The sequence below is a fragment of the Streptomyces herbicida genome (genome assembly GCF_032656585.1).
Classification (GTDB): domain Bacteria; phylum Actinomycetota; class Actinomycetes; order Streptomycetales; family Streptomycetaceae; genus Streptomyces; species Streptomyces herbicida.
This window is the reverse complement of sequence record NZ_JAUYWJ010000032.1, coordinates 1-20,333: the sequence shown is the minus strand read 5'-3', so window position 1 is coordinate 20,333 and position 20,333 is coordinate 1. Positions and strand designations below refer to the sequence as shown.

The 20,333-nt window shown below is 72.7% G+C and carries 20 protein-coding genes; 4 read left to right on the top strand and 16 right to left on the bottom strand.

What is annotated here, in order from left to right; all coding sequences use genetic code 11:
- From Q8A52_RS42965 to fabD, 8 genes are all read right to left on the bottom strand, one after another.
- A complete protein-coding gene (locus Q8A52_RS42965) occupies positions 1-2,355 on the bottom strand; it encodes a beta-ketoacyl-[acyl-carrier-protein] synthase family protein (RefSeq protein WP_316762636.1) in 2,355 nt (784 codons plus the stop codon).
- Between the two features lie 38 nt (positions 2,356-2,393).
- Complete coding sequence (locus Q8A52_RS42960; RefSeq protein WP_316762633.1) at positions 2,394-3,683, bottom strand: beta-ketoacyl-[acyl-carrier-protein] synthase family protein; 1,290 nt, start codon at positions 3,681-3,683, stop codon at positions 2,394-2,396.
- Positions 3,680-4,099, bottom strand: a complete 420-nt coding sequence (locus tag Q8A52_RS42955; RefSeq protein WP_316762630.1) for a 3-hydroxyacyl-ACP dehydratase FabZ family protein — start codon at positions 4,097-4,099, stop codon at positions 3,680-3,682. Before Q8A52_RS42955 ends, Q8A52_RS42960 begins: the two co-directional genes overlap by 4 nt.
- The gene (locus Q8A52_RS42950; RefSeq protein ID WP_316762627.1) at positions 4,096-5,373 is read right to left on the bottom strand and encodes a beta-ketoacyl-[acyl-carrier-protein] synthase family protein; all 1,278 of its coding nucleotides are present in this window, start codon (positions 5,371-5,373) and stop codon (positions 4,096-4,098) included. Before Q8A52_RS42950 ends, Q8A52_RS42955 begins: the two co-directional genes overlap by 4 nt.
- Positions 5,370-5,822, bottom strand: a complete 453-nt coding sequence (locus Q8A52_RS42945; protein ID WP_316762626.1) for a hotdog family protein — start codon at positions 5,820-5,822, stop codon at positions 5,370-5,372. Before Q8A52_RS42945 ends, Q8A52_RS42950 begins: the two co-directional genes overlap by 4 nt.
- Positions 5,823-5,851: 29 nt before the next feature.
- Positions 5,852-6,619: an SDR family NAD(P)-dependent oxidoreductase gene (locus Q8A52_RS42940; protein ID WP_316762623.1), complete on the bottom strand. Its 768-nt coding sequence runs from the start codon at positions 6,617-6,619 to the stop codon at positions 5,852-5,854.
- 354 nt (positions 6,620-6,973) lie between these two features.
- Positions 6,974-7,396, bottom strand: coding sequence for an acyl carrier protein (locus tag Q8A52_RS42935; protein ID WP_316762619.1), 423 nt, complete (start codon positions 7,394-7,396; stop codon positions 6,974-6,976).
- Between the two features lie 141 nt (positions 7,397-7,537).
- Positions 7,538-8,479, bottom strand: coding sequence for an ACP S-malonyltransferase (gene fabD / locus Q8A52_RS42930; protein WP_316762818.1), 942 nt, complete (start codon positions 8,477-8,479; stop codon positions 7,538-7,540).
- 194 nt (positions 8,480-8,673) lie between these two features.
- Here fabD and Q8A52_RS42925 point away from each other — a divergent pair, with 194 nt between their 5' ends.
- The gene (locus Q8A52_RS42925) at positions 8,674-9,252 is read left to right on the top strand and encodes a TetR/AcrR family transcriptional regulator (protein ID WP_316762616.1); all 579 of its coding nucleotides are present in this window, start codon (positions 8,674-8,676) and stop codon (positions 9,250-9,252) included.
- Between the two features lie 101 nt (positions 9,253-9,353).
- Here the strand turns inward: Q8A52_RS42925 and Q8A52_RS42920 are convergent, their stop codons facing one another.
- Positions 9,354-10,571 carry an FAD-dependent monooxygenase gene (locus Q8A52_RS42920; RefSeq protein ID WP_316762613.1) on the bottom strand — a complete coding sequence of 406 codons (1,218 nt, stop codon included), beginning with the start codon at positions 10,569-10,571 and terminating at the stop codon, positions 9,354-9,356.
- Between the two features lie 189 nt (positions 10,572-10,760).
- Between Q8A52_RS42920 and Q8A52_RS42915 the strand changes: the two genes are divergently transcribed.
- From Q8A52_RS42915 to Q8A52_RS42905, 3 genes are all read left to right on the top strand, one after another.
- Positions 10,761-11,234, top strand: a complete 474-nt coding sequence (locus Q8A52_RS42915) for a DUF1772 domain-containing protein (RefSeq protein WP_316762816.1) — start codon at positions 10,761-10,763, stop codon at positions 11,232-11,234.
- A gap of 395 nt (positions 11,235-11,629) precedes the next feature.
- Positions 11,630-11,776 carry a hypothetical protein gene (locus Q8A52_RS42910; protein ID WP_316762610.1) on the top strand — a complete coding sequence of 49 codons (147 nt, stop codon included), beginning with the start codon at positions 11,630-11,632 and terminating at the stop codon, positions 11,774-11,776.
- A gap of 171 nt (positions 11,777-11,947) precedes the next feature.
- The gene (locus Q8A52_RS42905) at positions 11,948-12,097 is read left to right on the top strand and encodes a hypothetical protein (RefSeq protein WP_316762607.1); all 150 of its coding nucleotides are present in this window, start codon (positions 11,948-11,950) and stop codon (positions 12,095-12,097) included.
- 94 nt (positions 12,098-12,191) lie between these two features.
- Here the strand turns inward: Q8A52_RS42905 and Q8A52_RS42900 are convergent, their stop codons facing one another.
- The 7 genes from Q8A52_RS42900 to Q8A52_RS42870 form a co-directional block, all read right to left on the bottom strand.
- On the bottom strand, positions 12,192-13,724 hold the full coding sequence (locus Q8A52_RS42900; protein WP_316762605.1) for a class I adenylate-forming enzyme family protein: 1,533 nt from the start codon (positions 13,722-13,724) through the stop codon (positions 12,192-12,194).
- Between the two features lie 28 nt (positions 13,725-13,752).
- Positions 13,753-14,574 (bottom strand): AfsR/SARP family transcriptional regulator, encoded by an 822-nt coding sequence (locus Q8A52_RS42895; protein ID WP_316762604.1) that lies wholly within the window; start codon positions 14,572-14,574, stop codon positions 13,753-13,755.
- A 410-nt stretch (positions 14,575-14,984) separates the two neighbouring features.
- Entirely contained in the window at positions 14,985-15,812 is an 828-nt protein-coding gene (locus tag Q8A52_RS42890) for a 4'-phosphopantetheinyl transferase family protein (protein WP_316762602.1), read from the bottom strand.
- On the bottom strand, positions 15,809-17,446 hold the full coding sequence (locus Q8A52_RS42885) for a beta-ketoacyl synthase N-terminal-like domain-containing protein (protein ID WP_316762814.1): 1,638 nt from the start codon (positions 17,444-17,446) through the stop codon (positions 15,809-15,811). Before Q8A52_RS42885 ends, Q8A52_RS42890 begins: the two co-directional genes overlap by 4 nt.
- Before the next feature lie 21 nt (positions 17,447-17,467).
- Complete coding sequence (locus tag Q8A52_RS42880; protein ID WP_316762600.1) at positions 17,468-18,262, bottom strand: acyl carrier protein; 795 nt, start codon at positions 18,260-18,262, stop codon at positions 17,468-17,470.
- 124 nt (positions 18,263-18,386) lie between these two features.
- Positions 18,387-19,208 carry an AfsR/SARP family transcriptional regulator gene (locus Q8A52_RS42875; RefSeq protein WP_316762595.1) on the bottom strand — a complete coding sequence of 274 codons (822 nt, stop codon included), beginning with the start codon at positions 19,206-19,208 and terminating at the stop codon, positions 18,387-18,389.
- Positions 19,209-19,442: 234 nt separating this feature from the next.
- Positions 19,443-20,333 (bottom strand): acyl-CoA carboxylase subunit beta (locus Q8A52_RS42870; protein WP_316762592.1); only part of this gene is annotated, 891 nt, incomplete at its 5' end.

The window sequence follows — 20,333 nt, the reverse complement described above, 5'->3', positions numbered from 1 at the left end:
TCACTTCTCCGTAGCGGGACGCAGGACGAGGCTGATGTGGGTGCCGCCGAGCGAGGAGCTGTTGATGAGCACGGGCCCTTCGTCGACGCCGTGCTCCCAGCCGGTGACCGCGAGCAGGGCGGCCAGCTGGGCGCCCGCGCCGACGGGTTCGCCGACGATCCGCTTGGGGGTGTGCACGGCCGCCCGGGTGGACAGCCGGTCGGTGGCCAGCGCTTCGGGCGCGTCGGCCCGCTTCAGGCCGGCCGCGTTGGCCCAGATCCCGGTCAGTTCCCCGGCCGTGACCCCGGCGTGGTCGAGGGCCTGGCGCATGGCCCGCTCCACTCCCCCGCCCTGCGGGTCCCAGCGGCCGACGCCCTGGGCGTCGGAGGCGGTGCCGTGCCCGGCGAACTCGGCCAGGATGCGCGCCCCGCGGGCCCGCGCGGTCGACTCGCGCTCGAGGACGAGGGTGATGCCCGCCTCGGCGAGGGTGTAGTCGGTGTCGTCGAACAGCGGCAGCCTGCGGTACGCCTCCAGCACCCCCGGCGAGAGATCCTCGACGGCGGGCACCAGCACGGCCTCCGCCCGGTGCTGCAGCAGCAGGTCGTGGGCGACGGTCAGCGCGGAGGCACCGGCCGCGTGTCCGGTGGTGATGGTCGACGTCGGTCCCTTGGCGCCGACGTTCATGGCGACCTGGCCGGCGGCGGCGTTGAAGACGGTGTTCGGGAAGATCGCCGGGCTGCCGTGGTCGGGGCAGCCGGCCAGGACCGGCAGCAGGAACTCCTCGATGCTGCGCATCGGGCCGAGTCCGGTACCGAGGACCACGCCGACCCGCTCGTCGGCGGTGAGCCCGGCGTGCTCCAGCGCGCCGCGCGAGGTGGCCACGGCGAGCTGGCCGAGCCGGTCCATGCGGCGCCGCTCGCGCGGCGGGATCGCCTTCGGGTCGAAGTCGGCGCGGGCGACGTGCAGTCCGTCCTCCTCGGCACCGAGGACCCGCCCGTCGCGCCAGGCCTGCCACAGCGCCTCGGCGCCCTCGCCGGCCGGGGTGACCGCCGCGAACCCGGTGATCACGACCTTGTCATCGGCGGCATCGGCCCGCGCCGCCGCGGCGGTGCGCTCCTGGCCCGGCCGGCCGAAGGCGACGCACGCGTTGGCGCCGGCGAACGCGAAGTTGTTCGACAGCGCCGTGTCCATGACCAGCGGACGCGCGGTGGGCACCGCGTCCAGGCCGCACTTGGGGTCCACCTCGGTGAAGTTGGCGGTGGGCGGCGCGATCTGCTCGACCAGCGCCTGCACCGTGACGATGGCCTCGACCGCGCCGGCCGCCCCGAGCAGATGCCCGATCATGGACTTGGAGCTGCTCAGCGCGGTGTTCTCGGCGGCCTCCCCGAGCGCCGCGCGCACCGCGTTGCTCTCGGCCGAGTCGTTCTTCGGCGTGCCGGTGCCGTGGCCGTTGATGTAGGCCACGTCCTGCGGGTCGATGCCGGCCGCCTCCAGCGCCGCGCGGATGGCACGGGCCGCGCCCTCGCCCTTGGGATGCGGGGCGGTGGCGTGATAGCCGTCGGCGGACAGGCCGTAGCCGAGGATCTCGGCGAGGATCGGGGCGCCCGCGGCACGGGCCACCGACTCCTCCGCGAGGACCAGGATGCCCGCGCCCTCGCCGAGCGAGAGGCCGTCGCGGTCCCTGGAGTAGGGCGCGGCGGGCTTGGTCGACAGCGACTGCAGGCTGGTGAACCCGGCGAACGCCGTCTCCGTGAAGGCGTCGCTGCCGCCCACGAGCATGGCGTCGACGCGGCCCGCGCTGATGGACTCGCTGGCGTGGGCGATGGCGTGGGCGCCGGAGGCGCAGGCGGTGTTCACCGACAGCGAGGGGCCCTTGAGCCCGAAGGCGCTGCTCACCGCCTCGGCGATGGTCTGCGGCAGAACCAGCAGATTGTGCCGGCCGTCGTCCTCCGGGGAGGCGCCCTCGTCACCGCGCCGCGCCAGCTTCTCGGCGCTGCGCAGACCGCCCATGCAGGAGCCGAGGGCCACGCCCCAGCGCTCCGCGGGCACCTCGGTCAGGCCCGCCTGGTTCAGTGCCTCCTCGGCCGCCAGCAGGGCGAAGTCCACGGCGGGTTCGCGTTCGCGGCCGCCGAAGGAGGCCAGGTAGTCGTAGTCGGGACGGCGTTCGGTACGGACCTCGCCGCCTATCTCGGTGGCGTAGCCCTCCATGGGCATTCCGCGCACCGGGGTGATGGCCGCCTCGCCGGACCGTATGCCCTCCCACAGTGCCGTGGCGCCGTCGCCGTGGGCGGTCACCGCGCCCACACCGCAGACCACGACCCGCCGGGACCGAGCGCCGCGATCCGGCGAGGTGTTGCCGTGCTCGCCGTGGCTCATGTCCGCGCTCCTTTCGGATGTGTCCTCGGGTATGTCCGTCATGAGGTCCGCTCCAGGGCGATGGCCACCGCCTGGCCCTCCAGGCCACGGGCGACGGCCAGCGCATGGCCGGGCCGGGTCTCGCGCGGGGTGAGCGGGACGTAGTCCAGGTCGCACTCCTCGGCGGGGTTGTGGAGGTTCTGGGTGGCGGGTACGACACCGGAGTCGAGGGTCAGCGCGGCCACGGCGGCGTTCAGCGCCCCGGCACCGCCGACCAGGTGCCCGGTCTGCGGCTTGACGCTGCTGATCTGCGCGGCCTTGGCGGCCGTACCGAGCGCGTCGTGCAGGGCGATGGTCTCGCTGGCGTCACCCTGACGGGTGGCGCAGCCGTGCGCGGCGATGTAGCTGCCGTCGGGGAACGAGCCGCCCGCGTCGGTGAGCGCGCGGCTGATCGCCCGGGACAGGCCGCGCGCGCGGGGCTGCGGGCTGGGCGGGCGGACGCAGTCGTTGCCCGAGCCGAAGCCGGTGACCTCGGCGTAGCAATGGGCGCCGCGGGCCAGGGCGTGCTCGCGCTCCTCGAGGATGAGGAAGGCCGCGCCCTCGCCGAAGACGGAGCCACTGCGGTCGCGGTCGAACGGCCGGAAGGCCTCCTTGCCCAGGTCGCTGCGGTCGCTGAGCACGCCGATGCCGTCCATCTTGGACATCGCCCACCAGCCGGTGGCGTCGTCGTAGCCGCCGGCCACGACCACGTCGGCCTCGCCCCGGCGCACCGTGCGCATGGCCCGGCCGATCGCCATCGCGCCGGAGTCGGCGGTGCCGGCGAAGTAGGCGTTGGCGCCGCGGATGCCGTACTTCTCGGAGATGTGGAAGCCGGCCGCGGGCTGCAGGCCCTCGACGAAGAACAGCGGGGCGATCACCGAGGAGGCGGTCTGGCCCAGCTTGTGCAGGTCCGGGGTGCCGTCCGGGGAGCGCACGGACTGGAGCTGGGAGATCAGCTCGTCCATGCGAGGCATTTCCTTGTTGCTGCCGAGGAACAGACCCGTGCGGTGACCGAGGTCGCCCGCGTCCTCCAGGCCCGCGTCGCGCAGCGCCAGGATGGCCCCGGCCAGGGCCAGTTGGTCGCCGCGGCACAGCATGCGCAGGGTGCGCCGCTTCGCCCACTGGTTCGGGTCGAAGTCGCGGATCTCGGCGCCGATGCGGGTGTTCAGCGGCGTCGGGTCGTAGGACTGCAGCGGGCCGATGCCGATCCGGCCCTCGAGCAGGCTCTCCCAAGTCGGTGCGGCGCCCTGGCCGATCGCGGTCATCAGGCCGATGCCGGTCACCATCACGCGTCGCCTGTCGTGGCTCATGCTGTGCCCTCCCAGGGCTCGTCGGCGCTCACCAGCGCCAGGGAGCGAGCGGTGGCGACCACCCGGTCCCCGACCCGGGCGGTGGCCCGTACCTCGGTCGTCTGCTGGGTGCCTCCCGTCACGTCGGCGGTGATGTGCACCTGGTCCCCGGGGCCGACGAAGTGCTTGAAGCGCACGCCCCGGACGGATGCCAGACGCCAGGCCCGCTCGCCCCCGACGGCGGCCTTCGCCAGGGCCGCCATGCTCTCCAGGAGCAGCACCCCGGGAAGGATGGGGAAGCGCGGGAAGTGGTGGTCGAAGCACGGGAGGGTGTTGGGGATGTTGCGCACGGCCACGGCCCGGCGGCCCGGCTCGAGTTCCACGATCCGGTCGAAGGCGGGGGCCACGGCGTCCGTGACCGTCTGGGTCGTGCTCATGCGTCCTCCCGCGGCGCACCGATGACGATGCTGGTGTTGCTGCCGCCGAAGGCGAACGCGTTGATCAGGGCCGCGCCCACCGGCATCTTGCGCGCGGTGTGCGGCACGTAGTCGAGGTCGAGGCCGGGGGCGGTGCGCTCCAGGTTGACGGTGGGCGGCACCAGCGAGTGCCGCATGGCGCCGATCGCGGCCAGTACACCGAGGCCGAGGCTCGCCGAAGTCAGGTGCCCGGCCATGGACTTGGGCGCGCTGACCACCAGCTTCTGGGCGTCGGCGCCGAACACCTTCTTGATGGCGACCGTCTCGGACTGGTCGTTGCCGTGGGTGCTGGTGCCGTGCGCGACCACGTAGTCGATGTCACCGGTGCCGAGGCCCGCGTCGGCCAGGGCCCCCTCCATCGCCTGGATCGCGCCGGAACCGTCGGGCGGCGAGTCGGTGATGCGATAGGCGTTGAGCGTGGAGCCGTAGCCGAGGACCTCGGCGAGGATCTCCGCGCCGCGCTCGACGGCGGCCTCCCGTTCCTCCATCACGACGGCGACGGCCCCCTCGCCGATCACGAAGCCGCTGCGGTCGGCGTCGAAGGGCCGCGAGGCGTGCTCGGGGTCGTCGTTGTGCTGGTCGGTCAGTGCGCCCAGGAGGCTGAAGCCGAGCAGGTCGAGCCAGGTGGTCAGGGAGTCGTACCCACCGGCGACCATCACCTTGGCGTCGCCCTCCTGGATGGCCCGGAAGGCCTCGCCGATGGCGTGCCCGGAGCCGGAGCAGGCGGTACTGATGCCCAGCATCGGGCCGGTGCCGCCGATCATGCGGGTCATGGCGGCGAGCGGCACGTTCTGGTCGTCGGTCAGCGTCACGGCCGGCGGACGGCAGATGAACGCGTCCGGGTTGCCGGTGCTGGTGCGCAGGTGGCCGATGTCCAGCAGCACCTGCAGTTCGGGCCGGCCGACGCTGGCGCCCATGGCGACACCACGCTCGTCAGCGCCGTACACCTCCTCGGCGAGGGTGTCGAGCCCGGCCTTGCGCACCGCCTCCCAGGCGGCCGCGACGCCGAACTGGCCCACCCGCGAGAGGTGTTTACGCCCGATGTGCTTCGGGATGGCCCTGGCCGCGTCGAAGTCCTTGACCTGTGCGGCGATGCGCACCGGGAACCCTTCGGCGTCGAAGGTGGTCAGCCGGCCCACTCCGTTGCGTCCGGTGGCCAGGCCCTCCCAGGTCGTCTCGGCGTCGTTGCCGAGCGGGGTGACCGCTCCCACCGCGGTGATCACTACACGTTTCATCCCACCGGCCCTCCGCCCTGCAGCTGGTGCGCCATGCGCCTGGTGTTGTCAGGGTCGTCGAGCCGCTCGGCGTCGATGAGCGCGCACAGGATGCCGGTGGCCTCCAGGACGCTCTCGCCGTCGACCGTGACGGTGCCGTCCAGGATGGCGGCCTCGTCGGTCATCGACTCGATCGTGGCGTGCATCTGAAGCACTTCTCCGGGGGCCACGTCCCGGTGGGCGGTGGCCTCGCCGACCGCGAGCAGTGCCGCACGCAGCCGGTGGTCGGTGCTGATCATGATCAGCCAGGTCGCCGCCTGGCACAGGGCCTCCAGAGCGAGGCCGAAGGGCAGTGCCGGTCCGTCCGGGGTGGCCTGCCAGTACGTCTCGTCGACCGAGGTGACCTTGCGCGCGGTGATGGTCTCGCGCGGGGTGAGCGTCTCGATCCTGTCGATCAGATGGAATCGCATCGTCGTCCCGTCTCCCGTCCCCCGGTGCCCTACGGGCGCCCGATGCCGAGCTGGGCGGTGAAGCCGCCGTCGACGGTGAGCAGTTCGCCGGTGGTGTAGGCGGAGTCGGGTCCGGCGAGGAACACCGCGGCCGCCGCCACCTGCTCGACCGTGGCGAACCGGCGCAGCGGGATCTGCCGCTTGATGCTCTTGCCGCCGTCGCGCTGGAAGACCTCCTCGACCAGTTCGGTCGGCGTGAAGCCGGCCAGCACCGCGTTGACCCGGACCCCGAAGCGGGCGAGCTCGATCGCGGCGCAGCGGGTGAAGGAGTTCAGCGCGCCCTTGGAGGCCGAGTAGTTGGACTGGCCGATCCAGCCGCTCTCGCCCATGGCGGAGGAGATGTTGACGATGGACGCCTCGCCCTGCGCCATGAACTGGTCCATGACGGCGTGCGTGGTGTGGTACGCGCCGCCGAAGTTGACCTTCATGACGTTCCACCAGGCGTCGGGCGCCGAGTCGTAGATCAGCCCGTCGTCGCTGATGCCGGCGTTGTTGACCAGGATGTTCAGCGAGCCCAGCCCGGCGGTGGCCTCGTCGACCAGGCGCTTGGCCTCCTGGGGGTCGGAGACGTCGGCTCCGACCGCGACGGCCCGGCCGCCCGCCGCTTCGATCTCCTTGACCACCGCCAGCGCCTCCTCCTGGCGCGAGCGGTAGTTCACTGCGACGGCCGCCCCCTGTTCGGCCAGGGCCAGGGCGATGGCCCGGCCGATGCCGCGGGAGGCGCCGGTGACCAAGGCGGTACGGTCCTTCAGCTTCATCTCTCTCTTCCCGTTTCTGCTACGAGGTGGGCGGCCTGGCTGCCGGCGGGACGGGCCCGGGGCAGGGCGGGGCGGGTGCCGGGTCCTGGCGTCAAACTCCCGTCGTCCGCCCGAAGGGCGGGCCTTGCGGCGCCAGGTGCGTGCTCTCGGTGTGCCGGGCGCGGGCCCCCGTACTGGATGTACTTGGGTCTGTGTCCGGTGCGGCGAGTGGGGGTCCCCCCTGCTCGAAGAGCTTGGGGGAGCGTGCATGGCGTCGCGGGGCAGGCGGGAGTCTGACGACAGGTCCCGGGCCCCGCGGCCGGTGTCCGGGGCGCCATTGACCCGGACACCGGCCGCGGAAGACACGGGATCCGCTCAGGCGGACGCGGCGGCCTTGGCCCGCTCGGTCAGGAGGTCGGTGAGGTTCTGGACGGTGAACAGGCCCAGCACGCCCTCGGCCGTCAGCGGCTCGTCGAGCTGGCTGCGGTCGAACTGCGGCAGGACACTCTCCAGGTGCGTCAGACCGCGGTCGTTGACGACCTCGTTCTCGTCGCCGAACTCCTCGTCCGGGATGCCGCCCTGGAGCAGGTCGGCGATGTCGGAGACGGTGATCTTCACCTTGGTGGCGCGCTCCAGGCGGAAGAGGATGTCGAGCAGGTCGATGGACTCCGCGCCGAGTTCGCCCAGCAGGGTCGCCTCGGGAACGGCCTCGGACTCGTCGATGCCGAGGGCGTCGGCGACGGCCGCCTGCACCGCGGACAGGTAGTCGGTCGACGTGGGAATCAGGGTTTCGGACACCGTTGGCTGCCTTTCGGGTGGTGGAGATACGTGCCGGAGGGCTCGGTGCGCCCTTCGCACGCGGATGGTCGGGAGGTCGGAGTCGGAGCGGACAGGGAAGGGACCGGGGCCGGCGTCCGGTGCGCCGACGGCCGCGGCCGGTTACGCGGCGACCGCGGAGGCGGTGCGCAGGTCGCGCAGGAGGGTGGTGATGCGGCGCGCGTCGTTGGTGCTGCGCACCTGGGCGTCGGGCACGGTCCGCTTGGCGAAGCCGCTGAGCACCCGGCCCGGGCCGACCTCGAGGTAGCCGTCGACCCCGTAGGAGGCGGCGGCGTCCAGCACGTCCACCCAGCGCACGGGACCGGCCAGCTGACGCCGCAGCAGATCGCGGGCGTGCGCGCCGTCGCGCACCAGGGCACCGGTCACCGAGCTGAACACCGGCAGCCGGGGGGCGCCGAACTCGACCCGCTCCAGCTCCGCGGCGAACTCGTCCTCGATGACCTGCATCAGCGAGCAGTGGAAGGGCGCGGAGACCTTCAGCGCCACGGTGCGCTCGGCACCGGCCGCGTCGGCGAGCCGTACGGCCTCGTCGACCGCGGCGCTCTGGCCGGAGATGACGGTCTGGCCCGCCTCGTTGTAGTTGGCCACCTCCACCACGCCGGAACCGGCGGTGGCCGCGCAGATCTCCTCGATCTTCGCGGGCGCGAGGCCGATGATCGCGGCCATCGCCCCCGTCACCCGGCGCGAGACACCGGCCATGAGCTCACCCCGGCGGCGCACCAGACGCAGGGCGTCGTCGGCGTCGAGGACACCGGCGACGACCAGGGCCGTGTATTCGCCGAGGCTGTGCCCCGCGGCCGCGCCCGGGACGAAGCCCGTCTCCTGGTGCAGCACCTGGTACACGGCGAGGCTGGTGGCGACGATGGCGGGCTGGGCGATCTCGGTGGGCTCCAGCTCCGGCTCCGCCGCCGTGCTGCACAGTTCGGTCAGCGGCAGGCCGGTCGCCTCCTCCGCCCGCTCCAGCACGCGTCCCGCCGTGCGGGGATGCTCGCGCAGCAGGTGCTCTGCCATGCCGGCGCGTTGCGATCCCTGTCCGGGAAACATCGTGAATTGGTTGTCGCTCATCCCCGTTCCTACCTCACTGAATTGTGGCGGCGTGGGTCATCGAGCCGTCGACGAGCGGTTCTCGACTCCGTGAATCTCGCACCCCGCTCTGGCGCATTCCTTGAATGTGTCTCGAAAACGGATTCGGCCGCTTTTCCTTGACGCGGCGGGCGGGCACACCCGAGCGTGTTGCCATGCCGAGGATGAGTGCGCAGGAGAGGCGGACGGCCGTGGTCGGCGCGGCGATGATCGAATTCGCCCGCCGGGGATACGACGGCACCTCGACGCAGGACGTCGCGCGGCGTGCGGGAGTCTCGCAGCCGTATCTGTTCCGGCTGTTTCCCGGCAAGCGGGCGCTGTTCCTCGCCGCGGCGACGCGCTGCGTGGCCGAGACCGCGCGGCTGCTGGCGCGGGCGGCCGAGGGGCTGGAGGGCGAGGAGGCGCGGCACGCGATGGCCATCGCGTACACCCGGGTCATCGTGAAGGAGCCGGAACGGCTGCTGATGCAGATGCAGGTGTACACCGCGGTGGCGGGCGCGGAGGCCGCGGGCGATCACGAGTTCGGCGAGACGGTCCGGGCCGGCTGGGAGGACCTGTGGCAGGAGGTCCACCTGGCCCTGGGCGCCGACCCCGACGACACGGCCTGGTTCATGTCCCGAGGCATGCTGGTCAACACGCTGGTGGCCCTGAACTTCCCGCCGGAGCACCGGGTCTGGGAGGCACTGGATCCGTCGATCGGCGTGGAGACGGCGAGCCGGCCCCCGCGCCGATGATGGGCGCAGCCCATCAGGGGCGCGGGGCTGTACCAATATGCGGCTCCGCCGCGCGGGCGCGCCCAGCCACAGACGACCCGCACTCTCCGAACGGTCCGTACCTATTCCGCCGTCGTCGGAGCCGCAGCCCGCCGGGAGGCACCCGACTTGGCCCACCGCATCCCGTACGCGACCTGCCCCTGCTCAGCCGCCTGGAAGGCCTTCGTGTTCCAGTTCTTGCGCATGAAGGACTCACGCATCTTGATCAGCAGCGGGTTCTCCACCGCGCCCATCTTCCCGATCCGCCAGGCGATCTTCTGCAGCGGAGCGGTCCGCGCCCGCCGCTCGGCCTCGTACCGGCGCAGCGCCGCGACCGGGTCGCCCGGCTGGTCGAGGTACTCGGCGAGCACCAGGGAGTCCTCCAGCGCCTGGCAGGCGCCCTGCCCGATGTTGAAGGTGATCGGGTGCGCGGCGTCGCCGAGCAGCGTGACCCGCCCCCGGCCCCACTCGCGCTCGGGCTTGCGGCCCTCGACGTCACCGCGCAGGATCCACTCCTCCGGCGTGGCCCGCAGGATGTCGGCCACCGGTCCGCCCCACCCCTCGTGCCGGCGCAGCAGCATCGCCCGCGCCGTACCGGCCTTGTCGCGCCCGCCGGGCGCCCCGTTGGCGACGCTCATCCAGTGCACCAGGCCGGGCGCGACGTCGTAGTACGTGAACCGGGTGCCCGGTCCGAACATCGCGTTGAAGGTGCCGGGCGGGATGTCGGCGTGCTCCATCGGAGCCCGGCCGCGCCAGGCGATGTAGCCGCTGAAGCGGTTGCGGGCGGGCCCGAACAGGCAGTCGCGCACGGCACCGTGGATGCCGTCGGCGCCGATCAGCAGGTCGCCGCGCTCACTGCCGCCGTCGGCGAAGTGCACCGTCACCCCGTCCGCGTCCTGGTCGAAGGACACGACCTGGGCGCCGGTGCGCAGCGGCGAGCCCTGCAGGGCGTCGCGCAGCACACCGTGCAGCACGGACCGCTCGACGGCGATGGTGGGTGCCCCGTACCGCTCGATGAAGTCACCGACCGGCCAGGCGCCCAGCACCTCGCCGCGCCAGGTGCTGAAGTGCGCGACGTGCTGGACGGGCGCGACCTGCAGAACCTGCTCGGCCACGCCCAGGTAGTCCAGCGCGAGGACGCCGTTGCTCCAGATGTGCAGGCCCGCGCCGCCGTCGCGCAGCGAGTCGGCCCGCTCGAACACGACGGTCTCGAACCCCCTCTGCTGCAGTGCGAGGGCCGCGGCCAGGCCGCCGATCCCTCCGCCGGCGATGAGTATGCGACGGGCACGTCCTATGGCCATCTCTTGGTCTCCTCGTGGCTCTGTCCGGGCGCAGGTCCGGTGCGAAGTCCCCGACGGAACAATGTTGTTGTCAACGCTAGCATTCAGAGCGGCGACCAATATAGTCTCGAAAGAGTATCTAGCATCGACATATCCGTGTGGCTCAGGACCACATGCCAACCGGCAGACCCACAAAGGTGGTTGTGTGTGATGGAAGCGCTCCTGCAAACGCTGGCCGTGGTGGCCACCATGGCCAACGCGGTGGTCTACGGGACCGACGTCTTCTCCGCCCTGGTGCAGCGGCCCGCCATGGCCCACGTCGACGACGTGGTGCTCACCAGTGCCATGGGCCAGACCCACCGCTTCGGTGACCAGCGCATGCCGGTACCGGGCGTGTTCGGGCTGGTGGCCACGGTCGCCACGGTCGCCGTCGCCGCCGTCGACGGCAAGGCGGTGCCGGCCGTGGCCGCGGGCGTCGCGGCCGTGTCCCTGGTGGTGTGGCTGGCCATCTACAACAAGGTCAGCGCCCCGGTGAACAAGGAGCTCACCGGCGCGGCCCTGGACTGCCGGGTGGCCCCCGACGCCCGCGGGCTCCAGCAGACCTGGGACAGCGTCATCAACGCCCGCGTGGCCCTGCAGGCCCTGGCCCTGGGCGGGATGTGCGTGGCGCTCATGAGCAGCTGAGCCGGCCGAGCGGCTCGGCGAGCCAAGGAGGGAGGGGGCCACCCGGCCGGGTGGCCCCCTCCCTCCTTGCCGTGCGGTACGCCCTACTGCAGGGCGATGTTGCCGAGGACGGCCTCCGCGTCCACGTCCGTGAGGGCGTCGGTGACGGCCTCCGGCTCGCTGTTCGGCACGTTCTTGTTGTTGCTGGCCACGGCAGCGCCTCCTTCTCGGATACCCGGAATCGAGGTTCGCCAGCCGCCGCCGGGGGGTCAAGGCAACTCCCCCGCATTCCGCCGGAATTCAAGACGCATTCCAGAATTTCGGCCCCGGTCCAGGGCCGCTCCGCGCGCATTCGAGCAAGCCTGAACAGGCTATGTGGCAAACAGTTGCCAAACAGGCCGATGAAGGAGCAGGACATGCCCTCACCCCATTCCGTGGGCCGCGCGCTGCGTCGCGTGCGGCTGCGGGCCGTAGGCGCGGTCGCGGCCAGGATCATGCGGGACGCCCCGGCCCCCGCTCCGCGCGGGACCCCTCGGCTCACCCTCTTCGCGGGCCGCCCCTGAGCGGGGCCCCAGCCGCCGACCCAGCACCGCCCGGCCGCCGCCCTGCAGCGGTCCTCGTACGAATCTCGTACGTTCTTCGAGCACTTCTCCAGCGGATCCCGGCAGGCTCTCGAACTGCCCGGCTCCTGCCCGGGGGCCGGTTCCTGCCCTTTTCCCGTTTCCAGGGGGTCGATGATGAGGCCGTGGGCGAGCGCGCCTTCCGCAGCCGGTACGGCGACGGTGTCCCCCGGCGACGAGGAGGCCGCGCGGCACACCGCGACCCAGCCCGCCGAACCGGTCCAGGACCAGTCCGAAGACGACATCGGCTGGCCCAAGCAGTAGGCACGACCGGTCGAAGAAACGATTCTGCCCAACCTCGGCGAGGAGGCCGCCGCCCCGCACGCGCCGTACGGCGCCGAACAGGGCCGCGGAACCCTCAGGCCGCGGTCAGGTACTGCCGCACCAGCATCCGCGGCACCGGCTTCGCCCCGATCCTCCGGGGAAGGGTCTCGAGCGCTTCGAGCCGCCGTATCTGCTCGCCGGGCCCCAACTGGGCGTTGGCGCACTCGGCGACGGTGTCGAGGATGCCCGGCACGTCCCGGGCGGCCTCCCGCAGCACGACCCCCGCCCACACCGACGAGCCGGTGACGGGATCGGGGACGTCGGCGACGGCGCAGTCCGCGACGCGGGGGTCCTGGCGCAGCACGCGCTCGACCACTCCGGGCGCGACGACGGTGTCGCCGCAGGCGAAGGGGGAGCCGGACCGGGGCACCAGGTGCAGCTGGTCGTCCAGGTCGAGGTAGCCGACGTCGCCCGTGGCCAGCCAGCCGTCGGCACGGCCCGAGGGCACCTGCGGGCCGCGGATCTCCACCTCGCCGTCGGACCACACCGGCGCGGGCGCCCGGGTGACGGGGTCGACCACCCGGCACTCGGTCCCCGGCAACGGCACGCCCACCGCGCCGCGTTCGGGCCGTGCCCCGGGCGGCTGGACGTGGGAGAGCGCGCTGAGCCCGCCGACGCCGTAGCCCTGCAGCACGGGCACCCGCAGGGTGTCCCCCAGGCGGCGGGCGACGACCGGTTCCAGGGCCACACCGGCCGAGAGCACGGCCCTCAGGTGGCCGCCGGGCAGGACCGTACGGTGGTCGGCGAGCCGTTCGTCCTCGGCGAGCCGGGCCAGCCGGGTCGACAGCCCGTAGTAGTGGGTGGCCTGCCGGCTGCGGCTCACGGTCATGCCCGCGCACGGGTCCGGATCACTCACCAGCACCTGCTCGGCCCCGGCGTGCACGGCGGCGCCGAGCAGGGCCGGGTGGTAGGCCGGCATCTGGTTGACCACGACGCTCGCGGGGTCCAGGTGATGGGCCACGGCGATCTGCGCGGCGTTGGCGAGCAGGTTGCGGTGGCTCAGGCGCACCTCCCGCAGCCCCGCGGCGGGATGCGGCACGAGCTGCACGCAGGCCACCGCGTCGAGGTCACCGACGGGAGTGTCGAAAGGCGTACCGGGTACGGCGCTCAGGGCGTCCGCCAGCGGCGCGGCCACGCCATCGTTGTCACCGTCGGTGACGACGATGGCGTGCAGGCACGGCAGCCGCCCCGCCCGCGCCTCCGCGGAGAGCAGCTCGGCCAGGGCGCCGGGTACGAAGGCGACTTCGGCCCCGGACGCCGTGCACAGCTCTCGGGCGGCCGCGGGTCCCGCCGCCGGGTCGAGCAGTGCCAGCAGCCGCCCGCTGCGCACCGCGCCGAAGTACAGCGCGGGAAAGGCGGCGTCCAGGGCGCAGGCCACCACGACGGCGGAGTCCGCCCGCCGCAGGGCGCCGTTGATCCAGTGCGCGACGCGGTCGGCCTCCCGGTCGAGCGCCTCGAAGGTCGTGCTGCCCCCCTCTGCGGTGACGGCCGGCCGGTCGCCCGCGCGGGCGGCGGCCCGCCGCAGCAGTCCGTCCAGGGGGCTGTCCAGCTGTCTCAGGATGCGCACGGCGAACTTCCCTCTCCGGTACCGGGGCTCACGCCGCGAACAGATCGAACGTGGAGGTGTGCCGGGGGCCCGCCAGGACGTCCAGCTGCGGGTCGACGGCCAGCATGGCCTGGTGCAACCGCTGCAGCTGGGGCGAGGGCTCGACCCCGAGCTCGTCGATCAGCCGCATCCGCAGCCTGCGGTAGACCTCCAGTGCCGACGCCTGCCGCCCCGACCGGTACAGCGCCACCATGACCTGGGAGTGCAGGCCCTCGTGCTGGGGGTGGCGGGCGGTCAGTTCGGTGAGCTCGGCGATCAGTTCGGCGTGCCGCCCGAGCCTGAGCTCGGCGTCGATGCGCCGCTCCACGGTCACCAGCCGGCTCTCCTGCAGCCGCCGTACCTCGATGTCGAGGATCGGACCGACCCGCACATCCACGAGCGCCGGGCCCCGCCACAGGTCCAGCGCGGCCCCGAAGCGGGCGGCGGAGACCTCGCTGTCGCCCACGTCGAAGGCCGACTGTCCCTCGCGGATCAGGCGCTCGTAGTCGTGCACGTCCACCGATTCCTCGGGGATCTGCAGCAGATAGCCACCGTGCCGGGTGGCGAGTACTTCCTTGGCGCGGCCGGGCGCGCCGGGCCCCATCGCGGTGCCCAGGCGCCTGCGCAGCTGGAGGATGTAGGTCTGCAGCGTGGTCAGCGCGCTCTGCGGCGGCCGGGTCGACCAGATCTCCTCCATGAGCGTGGGGACGGGCATCACACGGCCCGGATAGAGGGCAAGCAGTGCCAGAATCTGCCGCGGCTTGCTCGCGGACGGAACGATGGATCCCCCGTCGACCTCGGCACTCAACGGACCCAGAACCTGAATCCTCACGGTCTCCTCCGTACCTCGTCGAGTTCCTTGTCTCTTTCCTTCCAGTGGCCAGAATTGTGCCTCCACTTCAAGGCAAGCTAGCCGCATTCCCCTTCTTCCAGCCAATTCCTCTAGCGGTTCTCGAGCGAAGTCCCATGGACGGTATTGCGCTTTCGATCAGGCCCTTTCAAGAGCATCTGTGCGAGTGTCACATACATGCTCGTCAGACCGGCCAGGACGTGCGGAATTCAACATTCCGTCGAGCACCGGCAAGGTCTTTCAGAATTTCGATCAACACACCGGGTCAATACCTTGAGAATTTCCGCACAAGCCCGTAGCGGCAGACATCGAAATAGTGATGAAGTGCGCGCGGAAGACGGGCGCCAAAGAACGTCGCGCCCTTTCGTGGTGTCCTTGCGGAAACCGGCCCGTTACGCGGCAGCGGCGTAGGTGTCTCCTCCCACGGGCTCGGGCAGCAGGAACCTCAGCGGCGCCGACCGGCTCCAGGGGAAGCCGTGGTTGAGGTGGACGACCGCCTCTTCGTTCCCGTCCGCGGGCACGGCCACGGCGACCAGCACACCGGGCACCGGCTCCAGTTCGAGGAACCGCCAGGGGCGGCCGGTGTCGTCGGCGGGCGGCGTGAAGCCGCGTACGCCGCCCTCGTGGTCCAGGGTGAAGACGAAGCTGTCGAACGGGATGCCGAGGCCCAGCCCGCGCGCCTTGGAGTACGCCTCCTTCAGCACCCACACCCGCAGCGCGCGCCGGTCCCGCTCGGGCCCGGGTTCGGCCTCCCTCACCCAGTCGCGCTCCTGCGCCGAGACGGCGTTCACGATGGTGGCGATGGCGTTCTCGTCCCGTTCCGCGATCCGCTCGACGTCCACGCCGATGCGGGCCCGGCGCACGATGCCCAGCAGGTTGTAGCCGCCCGCGTGGGAGAGGTTGAAGTCGAGCACCCGCCCCCCGCGCGAGGCCAGGTCGGAGGTGGGCCGCAGGAAGGGCCGCCCCCGTGCCGAGCGCCAGATGACCAGTTCCGCCTCGGCCAGACCCGCCTCCAGCGCCAGGGCGCGCCGTACGAGGGTGTGGGCGATCAGGTACTGGAGACGGTCGCGTTCGAAGAGGAACTTCCCCGCGGTGCGCTGCTCCTGGGCGTCCAGCCAGTGCTCGGCGAGCAGCCGGGCGATCTCGGGGCTGAGCCCGTCGTTGGGACACAGCCACAGGGTGACCTGGGCCGAGTCCGTCCCCTGCTCGGCGGCCGTCACGTCTGCGCTCCTCGGGGCAGTACCGCGCTCGGGGGCAGTTCCGTCACCGGTCCTGCGAGGTGGGCGCGGCCCGCGCCCAGCACGTCGACGCCGGCCAGCCACAGCCGGATCAGCTGCTCGAAGCGCCGGCCCTGCCACAGGGCGTCGACATAGGCGCGGGTCTCGGGAAGACCGGCGAGCAGCAGCGGTTCGGTGGGCGGGTCCCGCAGATCCGCGCTGTGCACCGGCGGTCCGTCCGGCGGGTCCTGGGGGCCGTTCCGTGCGGCGAACGCGGCGAGCGCGGTGGCGAGTTGGGCGGTGTCGTACACCACCAGCGCCAGGCGGCAGTCCAGCGCGGCCCGTCCCAGCCGGAGTTCGCGGGCCACGGCGGCCAGGGCGGGCGCACCGGGGCCGGTGACGCGTTCGCGGTCGGTGAGCCAGGCGGCGAGCCGTTCGGCGGTGGCGGCCAGATGCCCGGGGGTGGCCGCCGACAGCAGCACCAGGTGCGGCCCGCCGTCGTCGTCCCCCGGTACCCGTGCCACGGGCGAGGGGTCCGGCTCGCGCAGTACCACCACGGCGTGCTGGGCGTCCGGCGCGTATACGCCGACCAGGACCGTGCGCGGCACGGTGCCCCCGTCGAGAGCGCGCCCGGCCTCCCAGACGGCGGGCCGCGGCCGGCCCGGCCCCGGAAGCAGGGTGGCGTGGCGCAGTTGGAGGACGGCGCGGGTCAGCGCGGTCGCCGCCGCCTGTCCCGCTCCCGCGGCCCCGGAGCCGTATCCGTCCTCTTCGACCTGCACCTGCGCGGCCGGTGTTCCGGCGGCGTGCAGGGCCCGGTGCCGCAGCCGGTCGCGCAGCGCGGGGTGCGCGCCGCGTCCCGGATGCCCCACTGCGCTGGCCGGTACGACGGCGTGCACGACGTCACCGGCGGCGCGTGCGGCGGCGAGCGGTTTCAGCAGGACGGCGGTCGTGCCACCGGCGCCCGGCTCGGTGGCCGCGACGAGGGCCGCCGCGCACTCACCGGCGCGCAGCGCGCCGAGGGCCAGGTGCAGGGCGGTGAGAAACGTGGAGGGCCCGGTGTCGACGTCCTGGCTGGGGCCGCGCAGATCCAGGACGCGCGAGAGACGGGCGGCGCCGGCGGCCGCGAACACCCCGACATTGCGGCGCTCGCCGTCCGGGCCGGTCAGCGCGTCGAGGCGGGCACCGGCGTACCCGGCGCCCTCCAGGACCTGCCGGGCGCCGGACAGCAGCTGCCGCTCGCGGGAGTCCATGCGCGCCGCTTCGCCGGGGTCCGCCCCGACCGGGTCGGGGTCGACGGCGTCCATGGCGCCCGGGGCGCTGTCCCGCACGGCCGCACCACGGGCGCGCAGTTCCGCCTCCCAGAAGGCGTCCGGACCGTCGGCTCCCGGCCAGCGCCCCTGCAGACCCACGACGGCGCACCATCCCGCGCTCGGCGAGTCGGCGGGAGGGTCGGCGGACCCGAGGGGCTCGGGCCGGACGGTCGGCGCGGCCGTCGCCACCGACGGCACCGCCGCCGACGGCACGGGCAGCACACGCGGTACGGCGGGTGTGTCCCGTGCGCCCGCCAGCAGCGCCAGCGCATGCCGGCGTTCCAGGGTGCCGTCCTTGAACCGTGTGAGTATCTCCCGGTTGTCCATGGGCACGGAGCGCTCCGCGCCTCAGGCCGGCCGGGTGCCGAGCAGGGCGGCCGCCTCGTCGACGCTGAGCAGATCGTCGCGGACCGCGTCGAGCAACGCCTCCAGGTCGACTTGCGCGCCCGCAGCGTCCTCAGCGCCTGATGCACCCGATGCGCCCGAAGCCGCCGACACTGCCACCGTGGGCGACACCGTCGGCTTCGAGGCCCCCGTCGGCACCGCGGCCCCGGGCGCCGATACACCCCCGCTCGCACGGGAGTTGGCCGCGACATACGCAGCGACCGAGGCCAGGTCGGGGTGGTCGTAGAGCAGCGCGGTGGGTTCGCGCAGCCCCCAGATCCGGTTGACGCCCTCCACGAACTGCGCGGAGAGGATGGAGTCCAGGCCCAGCAGGGCGAAGGGGGCGTCGGCCTCGATGTCGTCCGGTGCGCAGCCGAGGATCTGCGCGAGCAGGCCGCGCATGTGCTCAAGGACGTCGCCGTCGTGGTCCCCGGCCGGGACCGGTGCGGACACGGGCACGGCCGGGTCGGATGCGGCACCGCCGAGTTCGGCGGCAAGCCGGTCGGCCAGGGCCTTCGGCGTCGGGTACTGGTAGAGGGCGTCCGGCGGCACCGAGGTGCCGAAGCGGGCGTTGAGCGTGCCCATGAACCCCACGCTCAGCAGGGAGTCCAGACCCAGCACCGCGAAGCTCTCCTCGGCGTCGACGGCCTGGGCCTCGACAGCAAGGAAACCCGCCAGCAGCGCGGTGAGTTCGGCCAGCACGTCGGCGGCCGGCATCTGCGGAGCGGGGTGCCCCGGCGGGGGCGAGGCAGCGGTCATGGTGGCGTCTCCAAGGTCGGTTCCCGGGTGGCCGTCTGCGCATTGTGCAGGCGGGTCCACCGCGACCGCATCGCCGTCCGGGGTGATCCACGGGCCGCCGACTCGCTCCTGCGAGGGAGGTGGATCAGCCAGCCGCCAGGGCCGCCTCTCCCGGTACCTCGGCGGCCGAGGCCTGGACGGAGTGGAGCAGCCGCTGCAGCCGGGGCGACGGCTCGAGGCCCAGCTCCCGTACGAGCGTGGTGCGCAGCTGCCGGTAGACGTGCAGGGACTCGCTGCGCCGGCCCGAGCGGGCGAGGGCCACCATGAACTGCGCGTGCAGGTTCTCGTGGGTGCGGTAACGGCTGGTCAGGACGGTGAGCTCGGCGAGCAGTTCGCGGTGCCGGCCGAGGTGCAGGTCGGCCTCGATGCGCTGGTCGAGCGCGCACAGCCGGCTCTCCTCCAGCCGCTTGGCCTCGCGTGCCAGCAGCGTGCCCTGCTGGACGTCGGCGAACGCCGGTCCGGTCCACAGGTTCAGCGCCTCGGTCAGCCGGGCGGACGCGTCGGCGTAGGAGGCCGCGTCCATGGCCCGGTAGCCCTCGCCCGCGAGGCTCTCGAACCGGCGCACGTCGCTGCTGCCGCCGCCGGCGGCGAGCAGATAGGCACCGGGCAGGGTCACGAGGACGTCCTTGGCGCCGCGGGGCCGGTCCCGCTCCCCCGGTTCGCCGGCGGCGAGCGCGAGCGCCCGGGCGATGTGGTCGCGCAGGTGCAGGACATAGGTCTGCAGGGTGGTGCGGGCGCTGCGCGGCGGCCGCCCCTCCCACAGCTCCTCGACCAGGTCCGTGACGGGCACGGCGTGGTCGGCGTTGAGTGCGAGCAGGGCCAGCATCTGACGCTGTTTCGGCGCGGTGGGAGTGACCGGCACTCCGCCCTCCCGCACCGCCAGGGCCCCCAGTACGTCGATGTCCAACGCCGTCTCCCTACGACAAGTACAGCCAAGAACAGCACGAGCGGTCGGCCAATATCATACCGGTCGCGCTGCTTTAGACCAGCGTCGGCCCGGGAAATTGGCTTGGAGCCGTCCCGTGAACCCCCTGCGGAGGCTCAACTCTCCCACATACCTGCCGCAAAAAAGAACCGTCCGGTTCCCTTCTTGGGGAGAACCGGACGGTGCGGTCTTTGCGGGGTGGGTACTGCGGGCCGGCTACTGCGGGGGGTTGCCGTGCTTGCGGGAGGGCAGGTCGGCGTGCTTGGCGTGCAGCATCGCCAGTGACCTGATCAGCACCTGCCGGGTCTCGGCGGGGTCGATCACGTCGTCGACCAGGCCGCGCTCCGCCGCGTAGTACGGATGCATGAGCTCGGCCTTGTACTCCTCCACCATCTGACGCCGCATCGCCTCGGGGTCCTCGGCCGCGGCGATCTGCCGCCGGAAGATGACGTTCGCGGCACCCTCGGCGCCCATGACGGCGATCTCGTTGGTCGGCCAGGCGTAGGTCACGTCCGCACCGATCGCCTGCGAGTCCATGACGATGTACGCGCCGCCGTACGCCTTGCGCAGGATCAGCGAGATCCGCGGCACACTCGCGTTGCAGTAGGCGTACAGCAGCTTCGCCCCGCGTCGGATGATGCCGTCGTGCTCCTGGTTGACACCGGGTAGGAAGCCGGGCACGTCCACCAGGGTCATGATCGGGATGTTGAAGGCGTCGCACATCGTCACGAACCGGGCCGCCTTCTCCGACGACTCGATGTCCAGCACGCCGGCCAGGCTCTGCGGCTGGTTGGCGACGATGCCGACGACCTGGCCGTCGAGCCGGGCCAGCGCGCAGATGATGTTGCGCGCCCAGCGCTCGTGCACCTCGAGGTACTCGCCGTCGTCGACGATCTCCTCGATCACCTTGGCCATGTCGTAGGGCCGGTTGCCGTCGACCGGCACCAGGTCGAGCAGCGCCTCGCAGCGCCGGTCGGCCGGGTCGGCGGTCGCGGCGTGCGGCGGGTTCTCCCGGTTGTTCTGCGGGAGGAGCGAGAGGAGGTAGCGCACCTCGTGGATGCAGGTCTCCTCGTCGTCGTAGGCGAAGTGGCAGACACCGGAGGTCTC